Source organism: Prevotella sp. E9-3, assembly GCF_022024015.1.
Lineage (GTDB): Bacteria > Bacteroidota > Bacteroidia > Bacteroidales > Bacteroidaceae > Prevotella.
The window spans coordinates 3,079,900-3,103,007 of the sequence record NZ_CP091786.1; the positions used below are offsets into that span (position 1 = coordinate 3,079,900).

Here is a 23,108-nt window from a genome sequence, read left to right on the forward strand (position 1 = left end):
ATCTTGAATCGTTCTTTTTAATTATTCTCCAATTGTTTCAGATTACAAAACAGTAGTTTTCCATCATCATCTCGCAGATGAAGTCCGTTTCCTTCACAATAGCGCCATGACTTACAGTTGGCACACTCATCGCGCTTCATCCATTCATGGTTGCGATGGAGTTGGAAACGATGCTCCCAGACATCAATGAAGTCGTCTTCGTATATATTTCCCTGTTTGTAGTTGTGACGAATACTTGTACAAGCACTGATGCTGCCATCAACGAGCACCGATCCTACTGTCACGCCGGCCACGCAACGGAAAGCCCAGTCACGCACCTCGCCTTCATAATCACCTAAAAAACCCTCACATCCATAACTGGTATCGATAAGTCCTTGCTGACGAGTTGTCTTGATAAACTCCATAAGCCCACGAAACTGTTCTTTCGAGAGTCGAAGCCTTTCATCCTGTCCGCCACGTCCTACAGGAAAGATAGTAGCCAGTCGCCAATGCGTTACCCCCTTACTGATCAGATAGTCACGCAACTGAGGTAATTGATCGTAGTTTACCTGATGCACGCAAGTCATCACATCGTAGGCTATACGGTCGCCGTCTTTCACCACTCTATCAATAGCCTCATTGGCCATACGGAAACAGTCAGGATGGCGGCGCAGCCAGGTATGAGCATCCTCCAATCCATCAAGACTTATAGTAAGCGAACGTAGTCCTGCCTTGCAGAGTTTTTCGTATAGTTCAGCAGTAAGACAGAGTCCATTTGTTACCATTCCCCATGGAAAACCGCGATCACTAATGCCTTGGGCACATTCCACAATATCCTCACGTACCAATGGTTCGCCCCCACCAATGATGACCAATACTTCCTCTGGGCGAACTTTAGAAGTGATGGTATCCAGTACATGAAAGAAATCTTCGCGTGGCATGTCGGGAGTATCCGTTATCTGTCGGCAGTCACTACCACAATGCCTGCAATGAATGTTGCAGCGCACCGTGCTTTCCCAAAACAACTGTTGCAACGGGTGCAACCGACGCTCGTTATGGGCCAGTCTGCGTGCCAGTTCCAAGGCTATCCTACTGCGTAGTTTCATCTTTGTTCAATGGAATCTGCTGCAAAGATACAAGTTTTTTTTGAAACAGATAATATGAAAGGAAAAGTTACTGTTCTTTCAGAGACTCCTTAGGCGTTAACTGTTCTTTTAGATATTCTTTGGAGTAAGCTACATAGTGTTCGGCATTGTCGATCTGACCAGGACGGGTAGGCTTAATATATTTTGCCGGAACGCCACCCCATATTTCGTGAGGAGGAATCTTTGTGTTCTGCAGTACCAAGGCCCCGGCAGCGACGATAGCGTCTTCTCCGACCTCACAACCGTCGAGCAGTGTAGATCCCATACCAATCAAAGCATGATCATGGATGGTGCAAGCATGAACAGTAACATTATGGCCTATGGTGACATAATTGCCTATATGAGTAGGACCGGTTTCATGAGTAACATGGATACAGGAGCCATCTTGCACGTTTGAGCAGTTACCTATAGTGATAGGAGCCACATCACCACGTATCACGGCATTGAACCAAACTGAACACTCGTCGCCCAAGGTCACATCGCCTACAATAGTAGCATTCTCACTAAAATAACAATCTCGCCCCCACTTGGGAGAAAGTCCCTTATACGATTTGATTAGTGCCATAGCTTTAGGTTTAGAAACAAAAAAGTGAAGAGTGAGAAATCTGTGTCATGAAAACGACAGCAAATTCTTCACTCTTCACTATAGGTCTTTACTATTTACAGGTTGGCATTGTCCTTGCCCCATTCTGCAACAGCGGGAATGATACCGAGAGAGATAATCTCATCGCGCATCTTCTGCAGGTGCTCGTAAGAAGCCTCCAGTGCAGCCATTTCCTCAGCAGTACCCTCGGGCTTGGTGTAGTGAACACCGTCCTTGTCGATAACTGTAGGCATAGCCATCATCACATTCTTGAAACCGAAATCGTTGACATAGCAACCAGCAGGCCACTTGAAAGGCTCGCCACCCATTGCACCTTCAATCATCTTCACAGCCTGATAAGCAGGGCTCTGGAATGAAGAACGGCCACGGAGCTTGATGATGTTGCTACCACCCTGAGTGGTCATGTGCTTAATCTCAGCCCAGCGCTCGTCAGAGAGAGGAAGCTCAGAAAGGGGTTTGCCATCGATAAGAGCCTTGCTGGCGAATACAGCCATCTGCTCACCGTGACCACCATAAGTGTAAGCATTAGTCACCTTGTCCTGACGTACGCCGAACTCCTGAGCCAACTGCTGCTGCAGACGGGTTGAGTCAAGAGCGGCCAAAGAGGTCAGCTGGTTGGGTTTCAAACCTGAGTGAATCAGAGCAGTCAGAGCAGTAACATCAGCAGGGTTGAAGATAACAACCACGTGCTTTACGTCTGGGCAGTACTTTTTGATGTTCTCACCGAAGTCAGCTGCAATCTGGCAGTTACCCTTCAGCAGGTCCTCACGAGTCATACCCTCCTTACGGGGAGCACCGCCTGAAGAGATGATGTACTTAGCACCAGTGAAAGCTTCTTTGGGATCTACGGTGTATGAAATGTTTGCACCAGGGAAAGCGCAGTGGCACATCTCATCGTAAACGCCATGAACACCTGGCTCATAGATATCATACAAACAGATGTTAGGAGTAAGACCCAGCATCAGCACACTCTGTACCATGTTAGAACCGATCATACCACCGGCACCAACAATCACCAATTTCTCGTCAGTTAAAAATGCCATAACTTTATAATTCGTTTTATATGTTTATATAATTAAGTTGCCGCAAAGATAGAAAAAAAATACGAATTCTAACTATTTCATTTTTAATTAATTTGTTATTTATATTAAAAAGGCATACCTTTGCAAAGTAGATATGACAAAAGCGGATTCTTATGAATATACAACAACGATTAGCGGCTTTACGCGACTTAATGCAACGCGAACATTTAGGGGCTTTTATCTTCCCAAGTACGGATGCTCACCAAAGTGAATATGTGGCTGACCATTGGAAGGGGCGCGAGTGGATTAGCGGTTTTAATGGTTCGGCAGGCACAGCGGTGGTTACGCTGAACAGTGCTGCATTATGGACAGACTCACGCTATTTCCTGGCTGCGGAAGAGCAGTTAAAAGGTACTGAGTTTCAACTGATGAAACTGAAGATAGAAGGAACTCCTACTATCCATGAATGGATTGGGGAACAACTGCGGGAGTCTGAAAGGCCAGAAGTAGGCATTGACGGCATGGTGTGCTCAGCAGCCGAGGTTGAAGAACTCATCAAAGAGTTGCGCCATCATGGCGGCATTACACTCCGCACCAATCTCGACCCGCTGAAGATAATATGGAAAGACCGTCCTGCCATTCCTCAGAACAAGATAGAGGAACATCCCCTGGACTTTTCCGGTGAAAGTTGTGCATCAAAGATTCAGCGTATCCGTAGGGCTCTGCGACAGCAACATGCTGACGGTATGCTGATGTCTGCTCTTGACGATATAGCCTGGACGCTGAACCTACGTGGAACGGATGTGCACTGCACACCGGTGTTTGTCAGTTATCTGCTCATCTCCACAACAACGGTTACGCTCTATACCGATGAGGCAAAACTGACACCGCTCATAAGAGGGTATCTGACCAAGAACGACATTAAGATCGATGACTACAAGAACGTAAAGAAAGGTCTTCAGGACTATTTCGAGCAAACCATTCTGCTGGATCCCAATGAGACCAGTTATACGCTGATGAAGGCGGCAAAGCGTGACGTAGTGCGAGGATGTTCACCTGTTCCTGCCATGAAAATCATGAAAAACGAGACTGAGATAAAGGGATACCGTAATGCCATGCTTCGTGATGGCGTTGCGATGGTGAAGTTCCTTAAATGGCTGGAAGATGTCATTCAGTCTTGCCCTGCAGTACTTCCCACAGAAATGGAGATAGACAAAAAACTGACAGAACTGCGTGCAAGTCAACCTCTGAACCGCGGTTTGTCGTTTGACACGATTGCCGGCTATGGAGAACATGGAGCCATCGTTCACTATGAGGCAACCCCTGAAACCGACATTCCCTTACAGCCTAAAGGTCTTCTACTGCTCGATAGTGGCGGACAATACGAGGATGGAACTACCGATATCACGCGAACTATTGCCCTTGGTCCGCTCACTGATGAAGAGCAACACATTTACACCCTTGTACTGAAAGGGCATATTGCATTGGCACGAGCCATTTTCCCAAATGGTTCGTCGGGCACACAGCTCGATGTACTAGCCCGCCAGTTCATGTGGCGCGAAGGTCTGAACTACCTTCATGGAACAGGTCACGGCGTTGGATCGTACCTCAGCGTACACGAAGGGCCTCATCAATTTCGAATGGAGTGGAAGCCACAGCCCCTACTTGCCGGCATGACGATCACCAACGAACCGGGCATCTATCTCACTGGAAAGTTTGGCGTGCGCATAGAAAACACGATGCTCATTGTGCCGGCCGACGAAACGAACTTCTTTCCTCTTCCAGATGGTGAACGTCCTCGCTACTTGCAACTGGAACCGCTTACACTCTGTCCTATCGACAAGCGCCCCATTGTTCTCAGTATGCTGACAGATGAAGAGCGCCAATGGCTGAACGACTACCACAAAGTGGTTTACGAACGTCTCTCACCCCTACTCACTGACAAAGAACGGATGTGGTTAAAGGAAGCTACAACAGCTATTTAAGAGAAATACTTGTTACAATCAATTATTTTATCTATATTTGCAACCACTATGATGAACGTTCTGTTGACAACATAGGTAATAACTAATAATACGACAGCCATGAGAATAGGTATTGAAGCGCAGCGAATATTTCGTGAGAACAAACATGGTATGGACTACGTGGTACTGCAGGAAATATTGCAACTGCAAAAGATTGACCACGAGAACGAATACTTTGTATTTGTAAAGCCTGGTCCCGACCGATGTGTCGAAGAATCGGCCAATGTTCATGTCGTAGAGATTGGCACCCCCTCCTACCCGCTTTGGGAACAATGGAGTCTGCCAAGAGCTGTCCGCAAAACAGGTGTTGACCTGCTCCATTGCACCAGCAATACGGCTCCTCTGTACTGTGATGTTCCACTTATTCTCACGCTGCACGATATCATTTTTCTGGAGCCTCGCGACAAGAACAACAAGTCACTCTACCAGAACATGGGATGGTTATACCGCCGACTGGTTGTTCCACGTATCCTCCCCCACTGCAAGCGTATTATTACCGTATCAGACTTTGAACGGAACAACATCATCAGCAAACTGAATATACCTAATGAACGGATGGCCATGATCTACAATGGCTACAATTCATGGTTCAAGCCTATAGAAGGTGATGAAACTGTTTACAAAAAGTATATGAAAGACAAAGGATTCCTGTTTTTCTTAGGCAATACCGATCCAAAGAAAAACACAGAGCGTACTCTGATTGCCTTTGCCCGATACTTGGAGAAATCAGAAATCAAGAGGCCACTGTTGATGGCAGATATAGACCAGCACTATCTGGATGACATTATCACCCGCAACAATATTGACCATATCCGGGCCTACCTGCATCTGCCGGGCTATATCAAAAACAGTGACCTTCCTTATATTTATAATGGAGCTTTTGCATTCCTCTACACCTCACTCCGCGAAAGTTTTGGTATTCCTCTGCTTGAGGCAATGGCCTGCGGCACCCCTGTCGTGACCAGCAACACCTCATCGATGCCGGAAATAGGTGGAAAGGATGCCATCCTCATAAACCCGGAGAATCCTGATGAGATTGCAACTGCTCTGCTCCGTTTAGAGAACGACCCTGCATTCTACGAAAGTCAAAGGAAAATAGGATTGGAACGCAGTCAGTTATTCTCTTGGGAGAATACAGCCAAACAATTACTCTCGCTATACGAAGAAGTGGCGAAAGGACTCTTATAACCTTCTTTCGCTATACGAAAAGGGAAAGATACAACTCTTATAGCGAGAGTATTTACAACGGATCAACATCATAAAGTACCGTCAGCGAACTATACCGTTTGTCCTGCAGCAATTGTTGTTGGGCAAACGCTAAATACTGACGCACTTTTGGAAGGTCGATACCATTTTCCAACTTGAGTACCAACTTACGGATACTGAGTGTCTTAATACGAGCCACAGCTGGTTTGTCCGGTCCCAACACCCTGCCTCCAAACCATTGGCGTAAGCGTGATGCCAACTCCAAACTGGCTGTATGCACGGTGGCATCATTCTTATGTTTCAAATACACATATACCAGACGGTGATAAGGAGGATAATGGAACAACTGGCGTTCAGCAATGAGATCCTTATAAAAACCCTGGAAGTCATTCTGCGCCACCTGCTGAATAAGTTTCAAATCGGGTTGCTTCGTCTGAAGAATCACCAGTCCGCGCCGGCCTTTTCTGCCAGCACGCCCACTCACCTGAGCCATCATCATATACGCATGCTCGTAGGCACGGAAATCGGGCTGATTGAGCATTGAATCAGCATTGATGATACCCACTACCGACACCTTACTGAAATCGAGTCCTTTACTGATCATCTGAGTACCAATCAACAGGTTGGTACGCCCACTACCGAAATCGCTGATGATGCGTTCGTAGGCATTACGGGTGCGAGTGGTGTCAAGGTCCATACGCGAGATACGCGCTTCGGGAAGAATATCACGAATCTGATCTTCAATTTTCTCAGTACCATACCCTTTCCCCTGCAGTTCCTTACAGCCACAGGCGGGACATTCGGTTGGTATCTGATAAGTAAAGCCACAATAATGACAGGTCAGTTGGTTCAGCTTACGATGAAGAGTAAGCGACACATCACAATGCTCGCATCGCGGAACCCATCCACACTGCTTACACTCTACCATCGGTGCCCATCCGCGGCGATTCTGAAACAGGATAGCCTGTTCGCCACGTTCCAAGGCTTCACGCACCCGTGTCAGTAACAAAGGTGTGAAAGGACCATTCATCATCCGGCGACGCTGAAGGTCCTGGGTATTGACAACTTGTATCTCTGGCAATTCAATACCTTGATACCGCTGGAAAAGTTCTACTAGTCCATACTTACCTGTCTTAGCATTGTGATAGGTCTCCACACAGGGAGTGGCGGTACCAAGGAGTACTTTGGGAGTAGATGTCTGATTACCGGATTCCATCATGATAGCAGCACTACGGGCATGATAGCGCGGGGCGGGATCCTGCTGTTTGTAGCTGGTTTCATGCTCCTCATCTACAATCACAAGTCCTAATCGCTGAAAGGGAAGGAAAACGGCTGAGCGGGCGCCTAATATCACATCATAGGGATTGTCAGAAAGCTGTTTCTGCCATATTTCCACACGCTCGGCATCACTATATTTTGAATGATAGATACCCAATCGGTTTCCGAATACGCGCTGCAGACGCTCCATCATCTGAACAGTAAGGGCAATCTCGGGCATCAGGAACAGCACCTGCCTATGCTGTTCCAACTCATGTATGATGAGTTGGATATAGATTTCGGTTTTTCCGCTGGATGTCACTCCATGCAGCAAGGTGACTTTCTTCTGCTTGAACGACTCAAGAATCTGTTGGTAGGCCTCCTGCTGAGGAGCGCTCAGTTGCTTGATATTCTCGAAATGAGGCTCTCCTGCATTATTCAGTCTTCCCACCTCTACCTCATAAACTTCTAAAAGTCCACGTTTCACCAGCTGAGTGATGATAGGGAGTGTCGTAGCAGAAGCATTCAACAGCTCTTCGCGAGTCACTTCAGAAACGCTCAACGCCACTTTTGAAGCTGGAAGGGAGAAATCGGCCTCATCCCAGCCAGACAACTGCAGATAGGAAATAAAAGCCTCCTGCTGTTTGGACGCACGCGCCAGCATGTTCAAGGCTATATGCAGGGCTTGCTCATTTCTATAAGGTTCGGTTAGACGGATATAGGTTTCTGTACGGGGCTTATAACCATCTTCAGCTTTCAGTCCGGCAGGAAGAGCAGCCTTATACACTTCGCCAATGGGCGACATATAGTAGTCGGCTATCCATTGCCACAAACGGTATTGTGCAGGAAGCAGGACTGGCGTCTCATCCAACAACTGCTCTATATCCTTTACGGCATAGTCGGTTGGTTTGTCATCATGCAGACGGGCAATGATGCCTATATAGTGCTTACTGCGCCCGAAAGGAACCAACACACGCATACCAAAGGTCGCCTTCGCCTGCATTGCAAAAGGAATGGCATAGGTAAAGAGGCCCTCAAGCGGTAAGGGCAATATGATGTCGGCAAAGCCCATCAGCAACTAAAACAAATAAGTGACAGAAACTTGAACGGCGTTAGATTTTCCTGATCCCTTAACACTGCCATTGTAAATAAACTCTCCATTTTTCTTCAATGACAGATTATAGCCTATTCGGGCCTGCACGCGATCCATGGCCATCAGTCCGATACCGAAGTTAACACTCAGCGGACTGGCACAAGGAGTCCAATCGGCGCCAGCAACTTCTTCCTTGCTCTTGTCCAACAGTATATTGAACTGCGGACCTGCATAAACAAAGACATTGAGCATAGCAAGGACATCACGACCATAGCGTACGTTCACAGGAACAGTCAGTTGGGAAGTACTGATTCGCGACTTTGTTGAGCCATCGGAATTATTAATATCAGTAAATTCTGCAGTGCGATAATCATACAATACACTTGCATCCAAACCCCATCCTGTGACAGGCATCACATAAACTATACTGGGACCTATATGTACACCTCTACTGTTTTGGGCATGCTCCTTAACGGAACTACTTATATCATAGTTCATATGGGTGATATTAAAACCAGCCGTCAAACCTAAATTCAGGCGTGGACTCAGATCTCTATTCAATTGAGCCTGTGCAGAGGGCACAATAGTCAGTAAAGAAAGGAAAAGTAAATACAGGTATCTTTTCATATGCAGTAAAAATTCTATTACCGACTGCAAAGATAAATAAAAAAAAGCAGGTATCCGCAAAAAGATACCTGCTTTTTATTGTATAATTATTACTTCTTAGAAGAAATAAGTCACTGAAACCTGCCAGGCATTGGCTTTTCCATCGCCCACAACGCTCTTTACAGCACCTGTAGTTGAATCAATCACATTGGCTTCACCGGTCTTACCCAAAGCAATATTATAATTGAACTTAGCCTGGAGATGGCCCAGCACCGTGGCACCGATACCCACATTGGCACTCAGGTTAGAGCTCTTCAACGTCCAGTTGTGAATTTCGTTTGAAGCCTCATCTACCGCCAGTGTTTTGTCTTTGCTGCCGAGGTTGAAGCCAAACTGAGGACCCGCAAAGGCGAAAACTTCAGCCATACTGCCCAGACCTATGCCATAACGCAAGTTGATGGGAATCTGAATAGAGCTTGACTTGATTTTAGTATCTCCATTTTCAGACGAGCGCTGGTCATAGACAGCAGCAGCATCGAAGCCAATGCCCACCACAGGAAGTGTAAACTTCACTGTAGGACCTACAAAGAATCCTGCATTGTCCTTAGCATTGTCTTTCATTTCACTTTCGCTATAAGACATTTTTGTCATGTTCAGACCTGCAGTAATACCATAGCTGAACTGGGCCTGCGAAGGAAGAGCCACCATCATGAGGGCTACAACCATTGAAGTAAAGATTTTTTTCATATCAATCATGATTTATTAAAAACGCGACAAATATAGCCATTTTTCTTTAAACCGCCTATATTTATGACCAATTTTTTACGATTAGTGTCTTTGACGGCGCACGCTCACTGAACCACCCGATGAACTGCTACGGCTGGATTTTGTCGATGACTTGGCTGGCTTAACTTTCTCTGCTTTCTGCCGGCGTCCTTTCTGAGCTTTCTTAGTCTCCTTGGAGTCGGCAGTCTGGTTTTCCAGAGAATCACGCTTCTCCTTGTCACCGAAGATAGTGTTACGGAATTTCTCCAGCTCGGCCTCAATACGCTTCTGTTCGGCTGTCAACTTGGTAGAGTCGTTACCGGCTACCTGTGCCAGCGTCTGTCCCAGCATATTGTTGGTCTTGTAGATTTTTCCTTTATAACGGTTCAGTGTGAAATAGTCGTCAAGACTCATCGTGGCAGCATTGTTCACATTGCTGGTCATCACGGTCTGGCGACTCAGGAACGGTTCTACATCACTGTACTTCACCCAGAAAAGTGGATATTTAGAGGCCTCACCGCCAAAATCGTCCTCACGCAGCATCACTGGACAGAATGCCAGCACCTTAACATGGAACGAAGAGTTGGCCTGGTCGTAATAGGCACTTTCTTTCAAATAGTACATCTTTACTTCCGATGATGGAATATCACTATTGTCAACCTTCAGTTTTCCGCCCTCTTCCTCATAGAAAATATGGTAGTTGTCGAGTATGGTCTTCATATCCACCTTGGCGGTAGCATCCAGCACCTCAGTGCCATCCAGACGATACTCATAGACAGGGATATAGCCATTCAACGCCAGTTTGAACACATAGGTAAAAAGATTCAAATGTTTGCCTACAGGCTCTACAGGATAGTACAAGCCAGAGTTTTCCTCTATATTGAGGTCCACCTCACGGTAGATATCGCGACGCCACACCACATCCTCAGGCATATCAAGAGCCGTGGGATACATGATGCGCATGCGCTCAGTCATTCCTCCCTGCGATTTTGAGGAAGTTTGCTGGGCAGACTTCGTGTTCTGCTGGATGCGACTCTTCTTCGGCTGTGCCGAGCAATGAGAGACTTGAGAATTGAAAATCGAGAATTGCAAACCAATGGTCAGTACCACCAGTCTGAGCATCCAATATCCTTTCATGTTCACTATCTGTTTCATATTATTTTTCGATTTACTTCACAATGATTTCCATTGATGTGGGCAATGTACGCTCAATACCATCAGGACCTATGGCCTTCACACGGGAAATATAGAATCGACGGTTGCGTGTCAGCTTACGGAATGTATCCTTCTGACGGGCAGTAAACTTAGCACCTTCGCCCACCATTGGAACAGCATTACCCATATTATCGTAGAACACCGTCTCGAACGAGAGCACACGGAAGCCGATGTCGAGAATACCATCATCGATAGCAGCACCAATACCGTCAATAGCCATAAGAGCCTGCTTGGCAAGTACGCCTCCCTTAAATCGAACGGGATTACCCTTGTCGTCTTTCATATCTATATAAGGTGTAGGATCGGGCAACTTACGCACACGGAAACTGAATTGTCCCATCTGCTGAGGACGACCGGTATTGGTCGAGATCACCGTGATAGTAGCATCCTGTCCGATCTTTGACGGACGGGCAATATACTTGCCGGGCCCCACTGGCTGCAATGTACCATTGGTCATCGTGGCCGAAATCTTGTTCAAAGGCACACCAGGCACCGACACGCTGATGGGGTTTGAATAGCCTGCATAAAGCATGTTCATCAAATCGGCAGAGACCGTAGCACTGGGATCGACAACGGTATATTTCTGTTCAAAATCACGACGAATCTTATCGCCGTTACCATTCACGGTCTCAATATGACCTGCCAGGGTAAAATCACCGGTACGCCCGCAAACAATCTCGTAGAGGTTGTCTTTCAGGTCCATCTTCTGATTGCCTATATACACATCAGGAATCTGGGTGGTATCAACGGCAGCCATCACAATATGGGCCGAGAACTTATCGCCACGTACAATCGTCTGCGAATTAGGAATCACGAAGGCCTCCAAGGCATTCACACGGATATCCTTCACGTCGATATTCTGCACCAGAGTGTGGAGCACCTCACCCTCAGCATAGCGCACATCATTCTGCAACTTCGACAGAAGGGTAACAGCAGCAGCAGCCGGCATAGCCTCAAACATATACTCCTGCCAGTTCTTGCCCAGTGTGAGTTCACCCTTTGGCACTTCAGTAGTCAGGTTGCTCTCAATGATTTTCTGCTGGGCAGTGTCAGGCACCATCTTCACCATTCGCTCACGGAACGAGTTGATAGCCAGTCGGAGTTCCTCGCCACGACCACGGCCAGGAGCCAGCATCACCTGATTGGCGGCCTCAAGGTCTTCCTTACTCTGAATATTTGAAGGATCGCCATGCTTGCCGTCAGCTTCACGGGCAATGGCCAGTTTCAGTTCAGCAGCGAAATCATACAGGGAGTCACTCATATGGCGCACCATCTGAGCCTTGTCGTACCATTCCTTCACTTTCTGAGGATTGGCCTTCATCTGCTGTTCGAAGTCCTCATATATAGCCATGTTCTCCTTGGCTGAGTTCTCGGTGGTACGGTTCAGGCTTTTCTCTACGATATCAAAGCCGTTGAGCACCTCGTTCGAGACATTCAGCGCCAGCATAGCCATCAACACCACATACATGAGGTTGATCATCTTCTGGCGAGGAGAAACGGGTCTTTTCTTAATTGCCATTTTCTCTGCCCCCTAAGTTAGGGGGATGGGGGTCTGAACAAGCGTTTATCAGACTCTTTTTAGTTATTATTTTCTTTAAAGGGATCTGCGCTTGTTCAGACCCCAATCCCCCACTATCCTAAGGGGCTCTTCGGCATATTGGTTGTCATGGCCTCAATCATGCGGGCATAGATGCGATTCAGCTCGGCTATCTGATCAGCCATCTTACGGGTCTGATCGTTGATTTCGTCAATCGTGCCAATCTGCTGACTTGCGCCCTTCAGCTGCATCTCATAGACCTTACAGATACCGGTGAGTGTACGGTTCAGATTTTCCATCTCCTCGCTGTCGCGAGTCAGGCGTTCGCTCTGTTCAGATACCTTCTGAAGTGTCTCAGTCAGTCTCTTCAACTGTTCCACATAACTCTCGGTAGCCTCTTCCATGCCCTCGGCATCCACATCAGGAAGTTCAGGCTGAGCCACGCCACCGACAACACCGCCAACGATTCCGCCAACGATTCCGCCGCCAGTAGTGCCGCCACCAAAGCTGATTGTACCATTTTCCTGACCAGTGGGTTGCATGTCGCTTGCCACGCCACTGCCGGCCACTCCACCACCAATCACGATGGTGCCGCCTCCGGCCACTGCTCCGTGGGCGAAGTTGTTTTCGCCGTTGGCCACGGTGTCTGTTTCATCATCATCCACCACATGTGTAGGCAAGTCCTTACCATCCTCTGTCTTATCGAACGGACGGTCAAAACCGGCTATAAAGAACACGAGTACCTCAGTTCCCATACCAAGGAACAGCATGAAGTTAGCTCCTGCCAAGTGAGTCAGTTTGAACAGGGCACCCAGGATAACGATAGACGCACCCCAGCTATAGGCATAGTTCATGAATGTCTGTCCGGGAACACTGTCAAGCCACTTCTGTAAGTGGTATATCACATTGAATTTACTATACTGTGTCATCTGGATAATTTTCGATTAACGGATTTTAGATTTAATGAATGGTCGAGCCGCCGAAATTATGACGAGCCTCAGCCCAGTTTACTTTTTTTTTGCTGATGTCTTCGCCGGTTTCACCTTTTCGCTACTTGTATTGGCAAGCGAGCGCACACAGCGGAAACCAATATAGCTTCGAGGCTGGTTTTGATACTCGCTGCTACGCCATGCAGCACGGATATAGCTCTCGGGATCTTTCCACGAACCGCCACGAACACTCTTCTTCTTCAGGCGATAGGGGTCTTCAATAGCGGCATTATACGACAGCTGAGGGTTAATATCGTTCATGGCGTCGATACCGGCCTCTGTATAAATGGTCGAAGTCCATTCGGCCACATTGCCAGCCATATCATAAAGTCCGTTGGAGTTGGCTGAGTAGATACCCACCTTTGAGGTAATCAGATTACCATCCTTGGTATAGTTACCGTTATCCGGTTTGAAGTTTGCATAGAAGCAGCCTTTTCCGCTGGCCACATCCTCATTGGCCCATGGAAATTCATTTTGGTCACGACCACGGGCTGCATACTCCCATTCGGCCTCCGTCGGCAGGCGATAGCGCTGAACATAACGGGCCTGCGGACCTAATCCTTTCAGTAAGTATTCAGTACGCCATGCACAGAAAGCATTGGCCTGTTCCCATGTGACACCCACCACAGGATAGTCGTTATATGCGGGATTAGAGAAATAGTTACGCATATACACCTCATTATCGGCGTTGGGGAAATCGTTCACCCAACAAGTGGTGTCAGGATAGATATTTACGATATAGGTATTCAGGAAATCCCAAGGACCAGACAGTGGGCGATTGATGGTCTGACGAACAATACGGCCTTCATCATCTACATAGGCAGTATCCTTGGAAATCATCACCTGTTCTTCGGCATTCACCTGAATGTCCGTATTCAGGTTACGCTCGGCAGGATTCAGACGATTGCGACGCTTGGCGGCCTCAACATAGTCATAAACCTCATAGCGATAGTTCATCTGACTATAGTCGAGCATTTTCTCGCCCGTCACAGGATTGGTCACATACACACTCTGGAGTGCGCGCAACTCGTCTTCGTTGGGCTTACGAGGCAAGGCCTTTTTCCAGTTCAGATAAGGCTTAATCGGATCACCGTTCTTGTCTTCTTCAATCTTGTAGGTCTCATCGCCGCCATAATTCGGGTCGGCCAATCGCTCACGGATGATGGAGTCGCGTACATAGTTCACGAACTGGCGATACTCCGAGTTGGTAATCTCCGTATCGTCCATCCAGAAGCCATCTACCGAAATGTCGCGAACAGGAATCTGACGTCCCCAAAGAGAGTCAGTGGACTGAGTACCCATCTGCAGGTGTCCACGCTTCACCAGTACCATTCCGTAAGGAGCAGGTTCTGAAAAAGCTCGTCCACCGGCACCAGTCAGTTCACCACCAGTAGATGCCGACTTGGACCCGAAGCAACTGGTGAGCAGCAGTACAAGGAGAAGCCCACCCAAGCCCTTACAAAGGAAGGAATGTTTAGTCACATTTTCTAAATCTCTTATTGTCATAAATAAATATGTTTCTTATTTAAAGAAGTATATTTTTAGAATTATTTTGTCTCGTCAAATTCCCTCAAAGGGTATTATCTGGTTTTACAGTAGTCTCACACTTTGGTGACGGTTTCGTCCTTTCTTGAAAAGGTTCAAATCGGTCTGATACCCGATGAGCAGTTCGTGGCTGCCATTACCAAGACTAATGCCATTGGTGTAGGCCTCGTAGCTGTAACCAATACTGATGCCGTGGAAGTCACCTCCTATGAACACCGTAACCGAATTAGTAGGACTGTAGCCCACACCTGCGTACATCCGGCGTTTCTCATACTGGTAGGTCAAGCGTGTGGTTATATCGGCCCTATAGCCAACCCCATCAGAACGACCCATCACAGACGGTTGTATTGAAAGAAACGGATTTCTCAATCGAATATTGCCTCCAGCAGTAAAATAATACGTTGGCGACACCTCCAGTTCGTTGGTTTCGCCCAGTTCTACAGTAGGATTCAGGGCATGCTGAACCGATGCTCCTACATACCATGTTTTATGATTATAGTACAATCCGGCGCCGAGGTCAAAGGCCGATCCAGTCATCTCTGAGGTGGAGAAGGCATTATCGCTGGCTACTTCCAAGTCCAGTTTCGAACCGTCAAAATTCTCACCCAGCATCGAGCCTTGCACGCCGATGTTCAGCACACCGCCAAAGAGTTTCTGCTTGTAGGCATATTGCAGCGTCAGACTATTGTGGGAGAAAAGACCAATCTTGTCGTTCATAAACCGCAAGCCCACTCCATGATACGCCCCAAAGAGATAGAAAGGCATATCAGCCGAAGCATACATGGTTTTCGGATTGTTCTCAAAACCTGTCATCGTGGTGTTATAAGCCACATTGACATTGATTTTCTCCTGTTTGCCCACAGCTGCGGGATTAAACGAAGTCTCCATCGCCCAGTAATGACTGAACGACGGATCGTACTGCGCACTAACTTTTACGGCAGCTAACGACAGTATTAACAGCAGAAAGCCTTTTCTTAACACAATTTACAAAACGTATTACTTTTCATTTTATTGTGCCAGCCCAATATTGGATAACAGATTAAGGAAAAAAAAGACCAATTTTGCCTATTTTTTACATGCTTAATCGGGCTCAAAACTCGCGCCAAATTCACCAAACGGAAAGTGGGTCGGAAATACGCGAGTTTTGAAGAGTTTGAACTATTTTTAGAACTGTCTGAATATCAAACAGTTGTACAAATATCGATATTCTTCTGATACACTTCTGTTGCAGAACTTCTATGATGCTGCAATGGTACTTCAGCTATACCGCAACTACCATTCAGCTATAATGCAACCACCATTCAGTTGCAATACAACCACCGTTCAGTTGCAGTATAGCGGACATTCAGTTACAGTGAAAAATAAGTGCTACTTCACCATAGTAGTTAAGTCAATCCCATCCTATCAATAAAAAGTGCGCCAAAACATGCATTTTTCCAAGAAAAAGCAGGAAAAAAGTGGCAAAATCGGTATTTTTTCGCTTCATTCTATGGGGTAAGCCCCCACAATGAGGGGGCAAAACAAAGGCTTCCCGTTCTAGATTGAGATTTTTATTTGTCTTGATTTTCGAAAAAAGTAAGAGGAAAAACAAGAACAAAAAAGATGGAAAAAGAGGAGAAAAAGAAGCTTGAATGACTCTTAAACAAAGCGGCCACTCGGGCCATGCGTGTTCAGTGTGTTCCTGCAGGGTGTTCAGAGTCGCTCGTAGCCGTTGAGTTTCTCCGCCCAGGAGTAGTGGCGCAGCACCATGTCGTAGCCCTTGCGGCCCATGTCGCGTCTCAGCTCGGGGGCGCGCATGATCCTGAGACAGGCATCGGCAAGGGCCTGTTCGCCGTCGCGGATGAGGCAGTTGTCGCCGTCGCGCAGTTCGGGTATGGCATGGGAGATGAGCGAGGTCATCACTACGGGTACGCCGCAACCCATGCCGACGAGGACTTTGTTCTGGATGCCCGCTGCCACGCGGATGGGGGCTACAAGGAGGCATGAGTCTTTGATGAAGCCTTCGAGGTCGTCGACAAAACCCGTGATGATGATGTCGTCGGAGGCAAGAGTCTGGATGTTGCCGGGAGGGAGAGACCCCACGATGTAGAATTTTGCCGAGGGGCGTTCCTTTTTGATGAGCGGGAACACCTCGTTGGCGAAGTAGATGGCTGCATCCTGATTCTGCATGGAGCGCATGTTGCCCATGAAGCAGATTTTGTCGGTGTTATAGTGTTCGGGCAACGCCTCGAGGATGCCCACGCCGTTGCTGTGCAGGGTGAGGGAAGTGGCGTTCGGCTCTTTGGCCTTCAGATAATCGATGTCGGCCTGAGACACGAGTACCACCTTGGGGAAACGGCGCGTGACCTGGAGCTCGTACCTGGCGATGAGGCGCTGCTCCAGCATGTAAACGTATTTCAGCAGACCGACGCCTTCGGCTTTGGAGGAGAGCAGGTAGGTCTTCGACAGTGCATCGGTCATTTCGACAATGGTCTGCTTTTCCAAATGCAACTCACTGAGATAAGGCACCATACGCAGCAGGTGGGGAATGTAAAGGTCGGGCTTCTCCGTCTGAATTACTTTCCGGAAGAGTTTGCGGTAGGCGTTAGATGAGTAGTAACCGCACTGAATGGGTTTTCCAAAGAGAAAGTTGAAAGCCCCGACAAAAAGCGACACTATTCTGTTGCGCTTTACGAAATAGACCTTGTCATAAAGCACCTTTGCCTGAGCCACAGGAGGCTTAGCCCCGTCGGATAAGGACACGAGAATAAGTTTATGCCCCTGATGTTTAAGGTAGCGTGCTATCTCGTTGATGCGCAGTGCGTCGCCGCCAAACTGCGGATAAGGAAATCGCGGAGTAAGTATGCAGATATTCATAGGTCGTTATTGTCGCAGGGTTTTATGCTGCAAATATAGCCATTTTCCTAAAAAAAACTGCATTATTTACAAAAAAAAGCAAAAAAACATGTAAATATGCGACTATTTTAAGACATTCGCTACAAGTAGCACACTGTGGTGGTAAGAGAAGCACGGAGTAAGTATGCGATCTTCATATTATACTATTTAACAATATGCATATTTGTAATATGAAGAGTAATAATGCTTTTGTCATTGGACATTTTCGACTGGTTATTGAAAAACATCCTCAAATGCTTTCACAGATGCTTCTTCAGAATAGAACTGTTCGTATATGCGTCGGGAGTAATTGTTGAAAAGTGGGATAGGAAATTGAATATATTTGTTCAGACAGTTTATAAATTCTTTTTCATTGTTACATCTTCCACCTACTTTCTCTGCATCAAGACTATACCCTTCAAATGCCTCATCTGTTCCGAGTATATTTTTACCATACATAAGAGATTCGCAGGTTTTTACCTTCATTCCGCTTCCTGTGAAGATAGGAAGTACTATGAAGTCGGCTTCCAGGAAATACGGTTGCATGTCGGGCACATCACTGACAATCTCGATGTCATTGAACAGAGTATTGTTCTCTTTTAGCTTTGCCATTCCTTTCCCTACTATTTTTAGCCGGATGTTTACATGTGGCAGGACATTCTTTACAAACCACTCGATTCCCTGTACGTTTGGTGAGATATAACTTCCTATAAAAAGACATAAGGGCAGTGTTGAGGTAATGGACTCCTTGTCAGGAACAATCTGTTGGCATTTATCTGCGAATGCGATAGGCACAATGATGTCGGCATCTCGTCCGTACATTTTATGGAGCATATCACTATCGCGCTGGTTTAGCGTCAGCACCCTGTCAGCATACTTGCAACAATACTCGTCATTCTGTGCTGCACAATTTATGATAACTTTTCTAATTGGCATACGTTTTGACAGCGTGTGCTCATAGTACAGACTTTCCACATTGTGAAAATGTGCAATTACAGTACCTTTGTAGTGGTTTGCTTTAAGCTCTTTTGCTATGACGCCGAAGAGACTGGTGCTAAGAAATACATAGTCGTAGTCGTTTGCCCTCTTTACAATGTCTTTTACTTTCCATGGTGTCATACCATTGTAGTACCCGAATGGGAATACAAGTGCAGAGAGAATAATGTTCCAAATGCTTCGTTTCTTGTTTTCATCGTGCAGATATATAGTATCTACATTTTCCTTTCCGAGTATATGCTGTGCCATGGTGAGGTTGCGCTGGTTTGCAATACCACCTCCTTCCAGTATTCCGTTGTATTTTTTGAATATAACAAACAAAGCCCGTTTCATGATGTCTTATTTATTGTTTATTGCCTTGTAAACAGCATCAAGCCATCCGTGTCCGAATTCCTGATCGGGTTCTACATAATTACCCTCTCCCCATTCGTTCCATGATTTCAGGATGACTATCTGATGTTCTGGCTCTTTATCCTTTATTAAAGAGAATGCCTGCATAATGTGTTGCTTAAACTTGTCAGGCGTTGCCCCAGTGTATATACCTGGAGTTTGGACCGTTCTATGATAGACCAGTCTTTCTGGTGCATGCAGGATATGAGTATGTCTATGGTCATGATTTCGTTGAGTATTCTTTATACATTTTTTTAAGCTCGTTTCTGAACCCTTTTAATTTGGCGAAGTCTGCTTCGTCCTGTCTGCCCAGCATCTTGCGTAGGTATGCTCTTACAAGCAGAGTTGTATTAATCTGGAGGTATGTCCGAAGTGTTGCCAATGGGGAAAGTCCCTTCTTCCGGTGATGGTAGAGATCAACTTCGAGAAGTTTTTTTTCGTAGTCAACAGTTAGTTGGCGATGCTCCATGGGGTGTAGGTAGTGCAGATGTTTGTCGAAACGGAAGTGGTAACCGAAACGCTTTGCCAATCGGTAGTGTATATCGTCTTCTTCACCATACATGAATACTTCTTCGTCGAACAGACCTGCAGCCTCGAACATTGATTTCCGGACAAAGAAACAAGAACCAGAGAAATACATCCAGCGCGGCAGGTACAAGTCCATGCGAGTGCATAGTCCTGTAAGCAGGGTGCGCAGATAACCGTTCATCATCGTGGTGCACCAAAATGAGTTGTTGCTGGCACTGGTGGGGGTGTTCATCATTTTCATGCCGTACATGATGAGTTCCTTATCCGCCATGAATGCTCCCAATGGTTTACGGAAGAATGGTTCAAGAAGGCGCACGTCGGGATTCATGATGAGGATGACGGGAGCTGTGGCGCGTCGGATGCCCACATTGTTGCCCTGTCCGTAACCGCCATTTTGTGTGTTCTCGATAAGGATGATGTCCTCGCCCCATTGCTGCTTTAGGCGCGCAAACATCGGCTCGGTCTCGTGGCTGCAGTTGTCCACGATGATGAGCTCGATATCCTCCTTGGGGATGTCGGCATAAGTTTGAATGGAATCCACGCAGTCGTAGATATCCTTCTCGGAGTTGTATGTGACTATGATTATGCTAACTTGCTTCATGGCTTTTCTTTCAGTTTATAAACTCTAATCCAATCAATATCCATGTATGCAGGGAAAGTCTCAGGTTCCACACCGCTTGCCCATGACTTGGGAGGATATGTCTGCATGTCCATCATAATATGTGACTCGATGCCGTAAGGAAACTGATTTTTGTATTCCTCCTTTTTCGGATAACGGAAAGTCTCTTTCCCGTTGACAGCGAAGATGAGCATATCGGGCAGAATCTCCACACTATAGATGTTGTACTTGTTGACTTTGATAGTAGGGGTGTGCTGTTGTTTCGGCTCGTACCAATTTTTCTGGTCTGCCAAAGTGTAGGCATTATGTGCTGTCTGATAAACGAAATCGTTTCGGTCCACGTATTCCAAGAGGTCAATTTCCGTATATTTGGGGTTAGGATTCTCCCAGAGTTTTCTGTCCTCCGGCATCGTCCAGACGGCGGGCCAAGTGCCGATGGCTCCATGCAGACGCACACGCACTTCTATCTTACCATAGGTGAAGGTGCGTTTGCCTTCGGAGGTGACGCCTCCAGTAAGAAATGTGGCGGTGTCATTGGGTAAGATGCCCTTATTGTGTCTTGCATACAGACGTAGGCGCCCTTTGCCCACTTCGTACATCCTGTCGTCCGGAGTTAGGTTGCACAGGCTGCGTGCAGTGGGCATGCGCTTCATCTTGCTCCATATGCTATCGTTGATGGTTTTGCCGTTGAATTCATCATGCCAACTGAGTTCGTACCAGTCGTTACGGTCGGCAGTTTTCTGGGAGCAGGAACACAGAGTGCAGAAAAACAGACTTGTTAGTATTATTACGAATTCTTTCATAAAAGCTCTTTTTGTCGTTTTACCATTTCTTGCTCCATACGGCGATACCACAACAGATAATTGAGAATGGGCAAACGCCTGGCAGGAGTAAGCGGCATAATCTTGCATAGGAAGTGAGTGAGACGCATCTGCCATCTGAATAAATTGCCCCACAAAGGAGATAAAGATTGTATCAAGGACGCAAGATGCAGATTGTAATCCTTATGGAATCCGGTGCGGGAAACCTTGACATAGAGAAACATGGCGCCGCGATAAAGTGCGTGGTCGTAGCGGTGTCTATAGCGCTGCTGAATAAGAGAATAAAAGCGTTTTGTGGCATAAAGATTGCTCTCGAAATGGGCCGCAGAGAGAATCTGCTTGGAGACAGAGCCTGTGCTGGCTGTGCGGTAGCCGTAGTCAGGGGCAAGGGTGGAATAGGCATAGTGCATACCACTTAGGATACATTCCAAATTGAATTGGGCGTCCTGAAGCGACAACAGATGTGTGTCCCAACTGATGCCGTATTTCAGAAGTGAAGTGCGTCGGTAGATATTGTTCCAAACGATGAATGGCAAGGTGCGGGAGCAAAAAGCCTCAATGTCATCATTATATATTTGATAACCGTAGTTGAGTTTGTCGGGCTCTTGATGGAAAGCATTGTCGTAGTAAGTGCCGCTGCGGAATACCATGAAGTCCAGTTCGGGATGCTTGCTTAGTTCCTTCACACGCTGCTCCAGACAATATGGAGCCACATAGTCGTCGGAGTCGAAGAAAACAATGTATTCTCCTCGAGCCTGCTCAAAACCTATGTTACGACAGGTCTGGGCTCCCTTTGGCTCGCGTTCGCGCTGTATGATATTTATTCTCTTGTCTTGGGTGGCATATTGCTTAAGGGTTTCTTTTGTCTCTTCATCGGAACCATCATCCACAGCCAACAACTCCCAATCCTGATAGGAATTGTCCAGGATGGAGTTGAGCATGATCTTCAAATCATCCGCGTGATTGAAGACTGGCATGACGATGGAAAGGGTTACTTGATTTTGCATAAGTCACCTAGTATATTGAGAAATTTCTGAGTGTAGAAGTCGTTAAAGCCTGCAGCAGGAGTGAAGGTCATTTCTCCGAAATAGGGCTTTCCGTCCACCTCATAGAAATCCATTCTCACCACAGGAAAACCTTCTGAGAGAACGGAAGCTGCATGGAGCATCTTATCCAAAGAAACGGGGCGGGGAATGAGTCTTTCTGCGAGAACGTAGTGCTGCTCAGAACGGGAATATTCAGGATGGAAATTCCAATCCAGGTCATAGACAGCCACTTCGCACGATGATTTCGTCCTGTTGTAACAGGCCCATATATAGGCGGGCTTTCCGTCGAAGGTCCATATTTTGTAATCAACGAGTGATGTGGATTCAATCTGCTGCCTGGTGCAGTCCATCAACTGTTCGGCAATAATACAGGGCTTGATTTTGTCGTAGTGAGGTTCTCCCATCTGAGTGCCAAATTTTTGTTTGAGCAAACGAGAGAAATATTGCGTCCAATGCTTGATGTCAAGTTTGGATTTGTCAGTGCAGATTAAGGCGTCTCCACTGCCGTGATTGGTCTTCATGACAAACTGATTGGGCAGAGTCTCCCAGTCAATGTCTTCAGCATGCTCCCATCTGCCAATCAGAGGGATGAGCATGTCTTCAAGTCCTTTTTCCTTAATGTATTCGCGCACTGCATATTTGTCAGCAAGACGAGTCCATTGGCTAGTGTTTCCGTAGAACTTGAGCCATTGAATCTTTTCATTGATGTCGCGCGGATGCTGCCAGTTCAGGAAACGACCGGTAGAGCGACGGAAATGCACAGTCACGCATCCTTTGGGCCACAGATGACCAAGGATGTAGTAAATTATTTTCCAAATATAAAGTTTTACTGTTTTCATATCCATAT

At 46.7% G+C, this 23,108-nt stretch carries 21 protein-coding genes; 3 read left to right on the plus strand and 18 right to left on the minus strand.

What is annotated here, in order from left to right; translation table 11 throughout:
* Positions 1-17: 17 nt before the first annotated feature.
* The 3 genes from L6475_RS12035 to L6475_RS12045 form a co-directional block, all read right to left on the minus strand.
* Entirely contained in the window at positions 18-1,085 is a 1,068-nt protein-coding gene (locus L6475_RS12035) for a TIGR04133 family radical SAM/SPASM protein (RefSeq protein WP_237820366.1), read from the minus strand.
* 67 nt (positions 1,086-1,152) lie between these two features.
* Complete coding sequence (locus L6475_RS12040; RefSeq protein ID WP_237820368.1) at positions 1,153-1,689, minus strand: gamma carbonic anhydrase family protein; 537 nt, start codon at positions 1,687-1,689, stop codon at positions 1,153-1,155.
* 95 nt (positions 1,690-1,784) lie between these two features.
* A complete protein-coding gene (locus L6475_RS12045; RefSeq protein WP_237820370.1) occupies positions 1,785-2,771 on the minus strand; it encodes a malate dehydrogenase in 987 nt (328 codons plus the stop codon).
* Between the two features lie 152 nt (positions 2,772-2,923).
* Here L6475_RS12045 and L6475_RS12050 point away from each other — a divergent pair, with 152 nt between their 5' ends.
* On the plus strand, positions 2,924-4,735 hold the full coding sequence (locus L6475_RS12050; RefSeq protein ID WP_237820372.1) for an aminopeptidase P family protein: 1,812 nt from the start codon (positions 2,924-2,926) through the stop codon (positions 4,733-4,735).
* Between the two features lie 99 nt (positions 4,736-4,834).
* A complete protein-coding gene (locus L6475_RS12055; RefSeq protein ID WP_237820374.1) occupies positions 4,835-5,962 on the plus strand; it encodes a glycosyltransferase family 1 protein in 1,128 nt (375 codons plus the stop codon).
* Between the two features lie 52 nt (positions 5,963-6,014).
* On the opposite strand, the gene priA is transcribed toward L6475_RS12055, so the two are convergent.
* From priA to L6475_RS12095, 8 genes are all read right to left on the minus strand, one after another.
* Entirely contained in the window at positions 6,015-8,309 is a 2,295-nt protein-coding gene (gene priA, locus L6475_RS12060) for a primosomal protein N' (RefSeq protein ID WP_237820376.1), read from the minus strand.
* 6 nt (positions 8,310-8,315) lie between these two features.
* Positions 8,316-8,957: an outer membrane beta-barrel protein gene (locus L6475_RS12065; protein ID WP_237820378.1), complete on the minus strand. Its 642-nt coding sequence runs from the start codon at positions 8,955-8,957 to the stop codon at positions 8,316-8,318.
* A gap of 96 nt (positions 8,958-9,053) precedes the next feature.
* On the minus strand, positions 9,054-9,683 hold the full coding sequence (locus L6475_RS12070) for a porin family protein (protein ID WP_237820380.1): 630 nt from the start codon (positions 9,681-9,683) through the stop codon (positions 9,054-9,056).
* 81 nt (positions 9,684-9,764) lie between these two features.
* Positions 9,765-10,856, minus strand: coding sequence for a gliding motility protein GldN (gene gldN, locus L6475_RS12075; RefSeq protein ID WP_237820382.1), 1,092 nt, complete (start codon positions 10,854-10,856; stop codon positions 9,765-9,767).
* A gap of 13 nt (positions 10,857-10,869) precedes the next feature.
* A complete protein-coding gene (gldM, locus tag L6475_RS12080) occupies positions 10,870-12,435 on the minus strand; it encodes a gliding motility protein GldM (RefSeq protein ID WP_237820384.1) in 1,566 nt (521 codons plus the stop codon).
* A 113-nt stretch (positions 12,436-12,548) separates the two neighbouring features.
* Positions 12,549-13,382 (minus strand): gliding motility protein GldL, encoded by an 834-nt coding sequence (gldL, locus tag L6475_RS12085; protein ID WP_237820385.1) that lies wholly within the window; start codon positions 13,380-13,382, stop codon positions 12,549-12,551.
* 78 nt (positions 13,383-13,460) lie between these two features.
* The gene (locus tag L6475_RS12090) at positions 13,461-14,948 is read right to left on the minus strand and encodes an SUMF1/EgtB/PvdO family nonheme iron enzyme (protein ID WP_237820386.1); all 1,488 of its coding nucleotides are present in this window, start codon (positions 14,946-14,948) and stop codon (positions 13,461-13,463) included.
* 84 nt (positions 14,949-15,032) lie between these two features.
* Entirely contained in the window at positions 15,033-15,971 is a 939-nt protein-coding gene (locus L6475_RS12095; RefSeq protein ID WP_237824153.1) for a type IX secretion system membrane protein PorP/SprF, read from the minus strand.
* 205 nt (positions 15,972-16,176) lie between these two features.
* Here L6475_RS12095 and L6475_RS12100 point away from each other — a divergent pair, with 205 nt between their 5' ends.
* Positions 16,177-16,398 (plus strand): hypothetical protein, encoded by a 222-nt coding sequence (locus L6475_RS12100; RefSeq protein WP_237820387.1) that lies wholly within the window; start codon positions 16,177-16,179, stop codon positions 16,396-16,398.
* 281 nt (positions 16,399-16,679) lie between these two features.
* Here the strand turns inward: L6475_RS12100 and L6475_RS12105 are convergent, their stop codons facing one another.
* The 7 genes from L6475_RS12105 to L6475_RS12135 all read right to left on the minus strand — a co-directional run bounded on the left by L6475_RS12105 (position 16,680) and on the right by L6475_RS12135 (position 23,100).
* Positions 16,680-17,843, minus strand: a complete 1,164-nt coding sequence (locus L6475_RS12105; RefSeq protein WP_237820389.1) for a glycosyltransferase family 4 protein — start codon at positions 17,841-17,843, stop codon at positions 16,680-16,682.
* Positions 17,844-18,095: 252 nt separating this feature from the next.
* On the minus strand, positions 18,096-19,190 hold the full coding sequence (locus L6475_RS12110) for a glycosyltransferase (RefSeq protein WP_237820391.1): 1,095 nt from the start codon (positions 19,188-19,190) through the stop codon (positions 18,096-18,098).
* A 6-nt stretch (positions 19,191-19,196) separates the two neighbouring features.
* Positions 19,197-19,493 (minus strand): glycoside hydrolase family 99-like domain-containing protein, encoded by a 297-nt coding sequence (locus tag L6475_RS12115; RefSeq protein ID WP_370641682.1) that lies wholly within the window; start codon positions 19,491-19,493, stop codon positions 19,197-19,199.
* Positions 19,468-20,376, minus strand: coding sequence for a glycosyltransferase family 2 protein (locus L6475_RS12120; RefSeq protein WP_237820393.1), 909 nt, complete (start codon positions 20,374-20,376; stop codon positions 19,468-19,470). Before L6475_RS12120 ends, L6475_RS12115 begins: the two co-directional genes overlap by 26 nt.
* Positions 20,373-21,197, minus strand: a complete 825-nt coding sequence (locus L6475_RS12125) for a family 16 glycosylhydrolase (protein WP_237820395.1) — start codon at positions 21,195-21,197, stop codon at positions 20,373-20,375. The genes L6475_RS12120 and L6475_RS12125 overlap by 4 nt, the downstream gene beginning before the upstream one ends.
* A complete protein-coding gene (locus L6475_RS12130) occupies positions 21,194-22,222 on the minus strand; it encodes a glycosyltransferase family 2 protein (protein WP_237820397.1) in 1,029 nt (342 codons plus the stop codon). The genes L6475_RS12125 and L6475_RS12130 overlap by 4 nt, the downstream gene beginning before the upstream one ends.
* Positions 22,207-23,100: an ATP-grasp fold amidoligase family protein gene (locus tag L6475_RS12135; RefSeq protein WP_237820399.1), complete on the minus strand. Its 894-nt coding sequence runs from the start codon at positions 23,098-23,100 to the stop codon at positions 22,207-22,209. Before L6475_RS12135 ends, L6475_RS12130 begins: the two co-directional genes overlap by 16 nt.
* Positions 23,101-23,108: the final 8 nt, after the last annotated feature.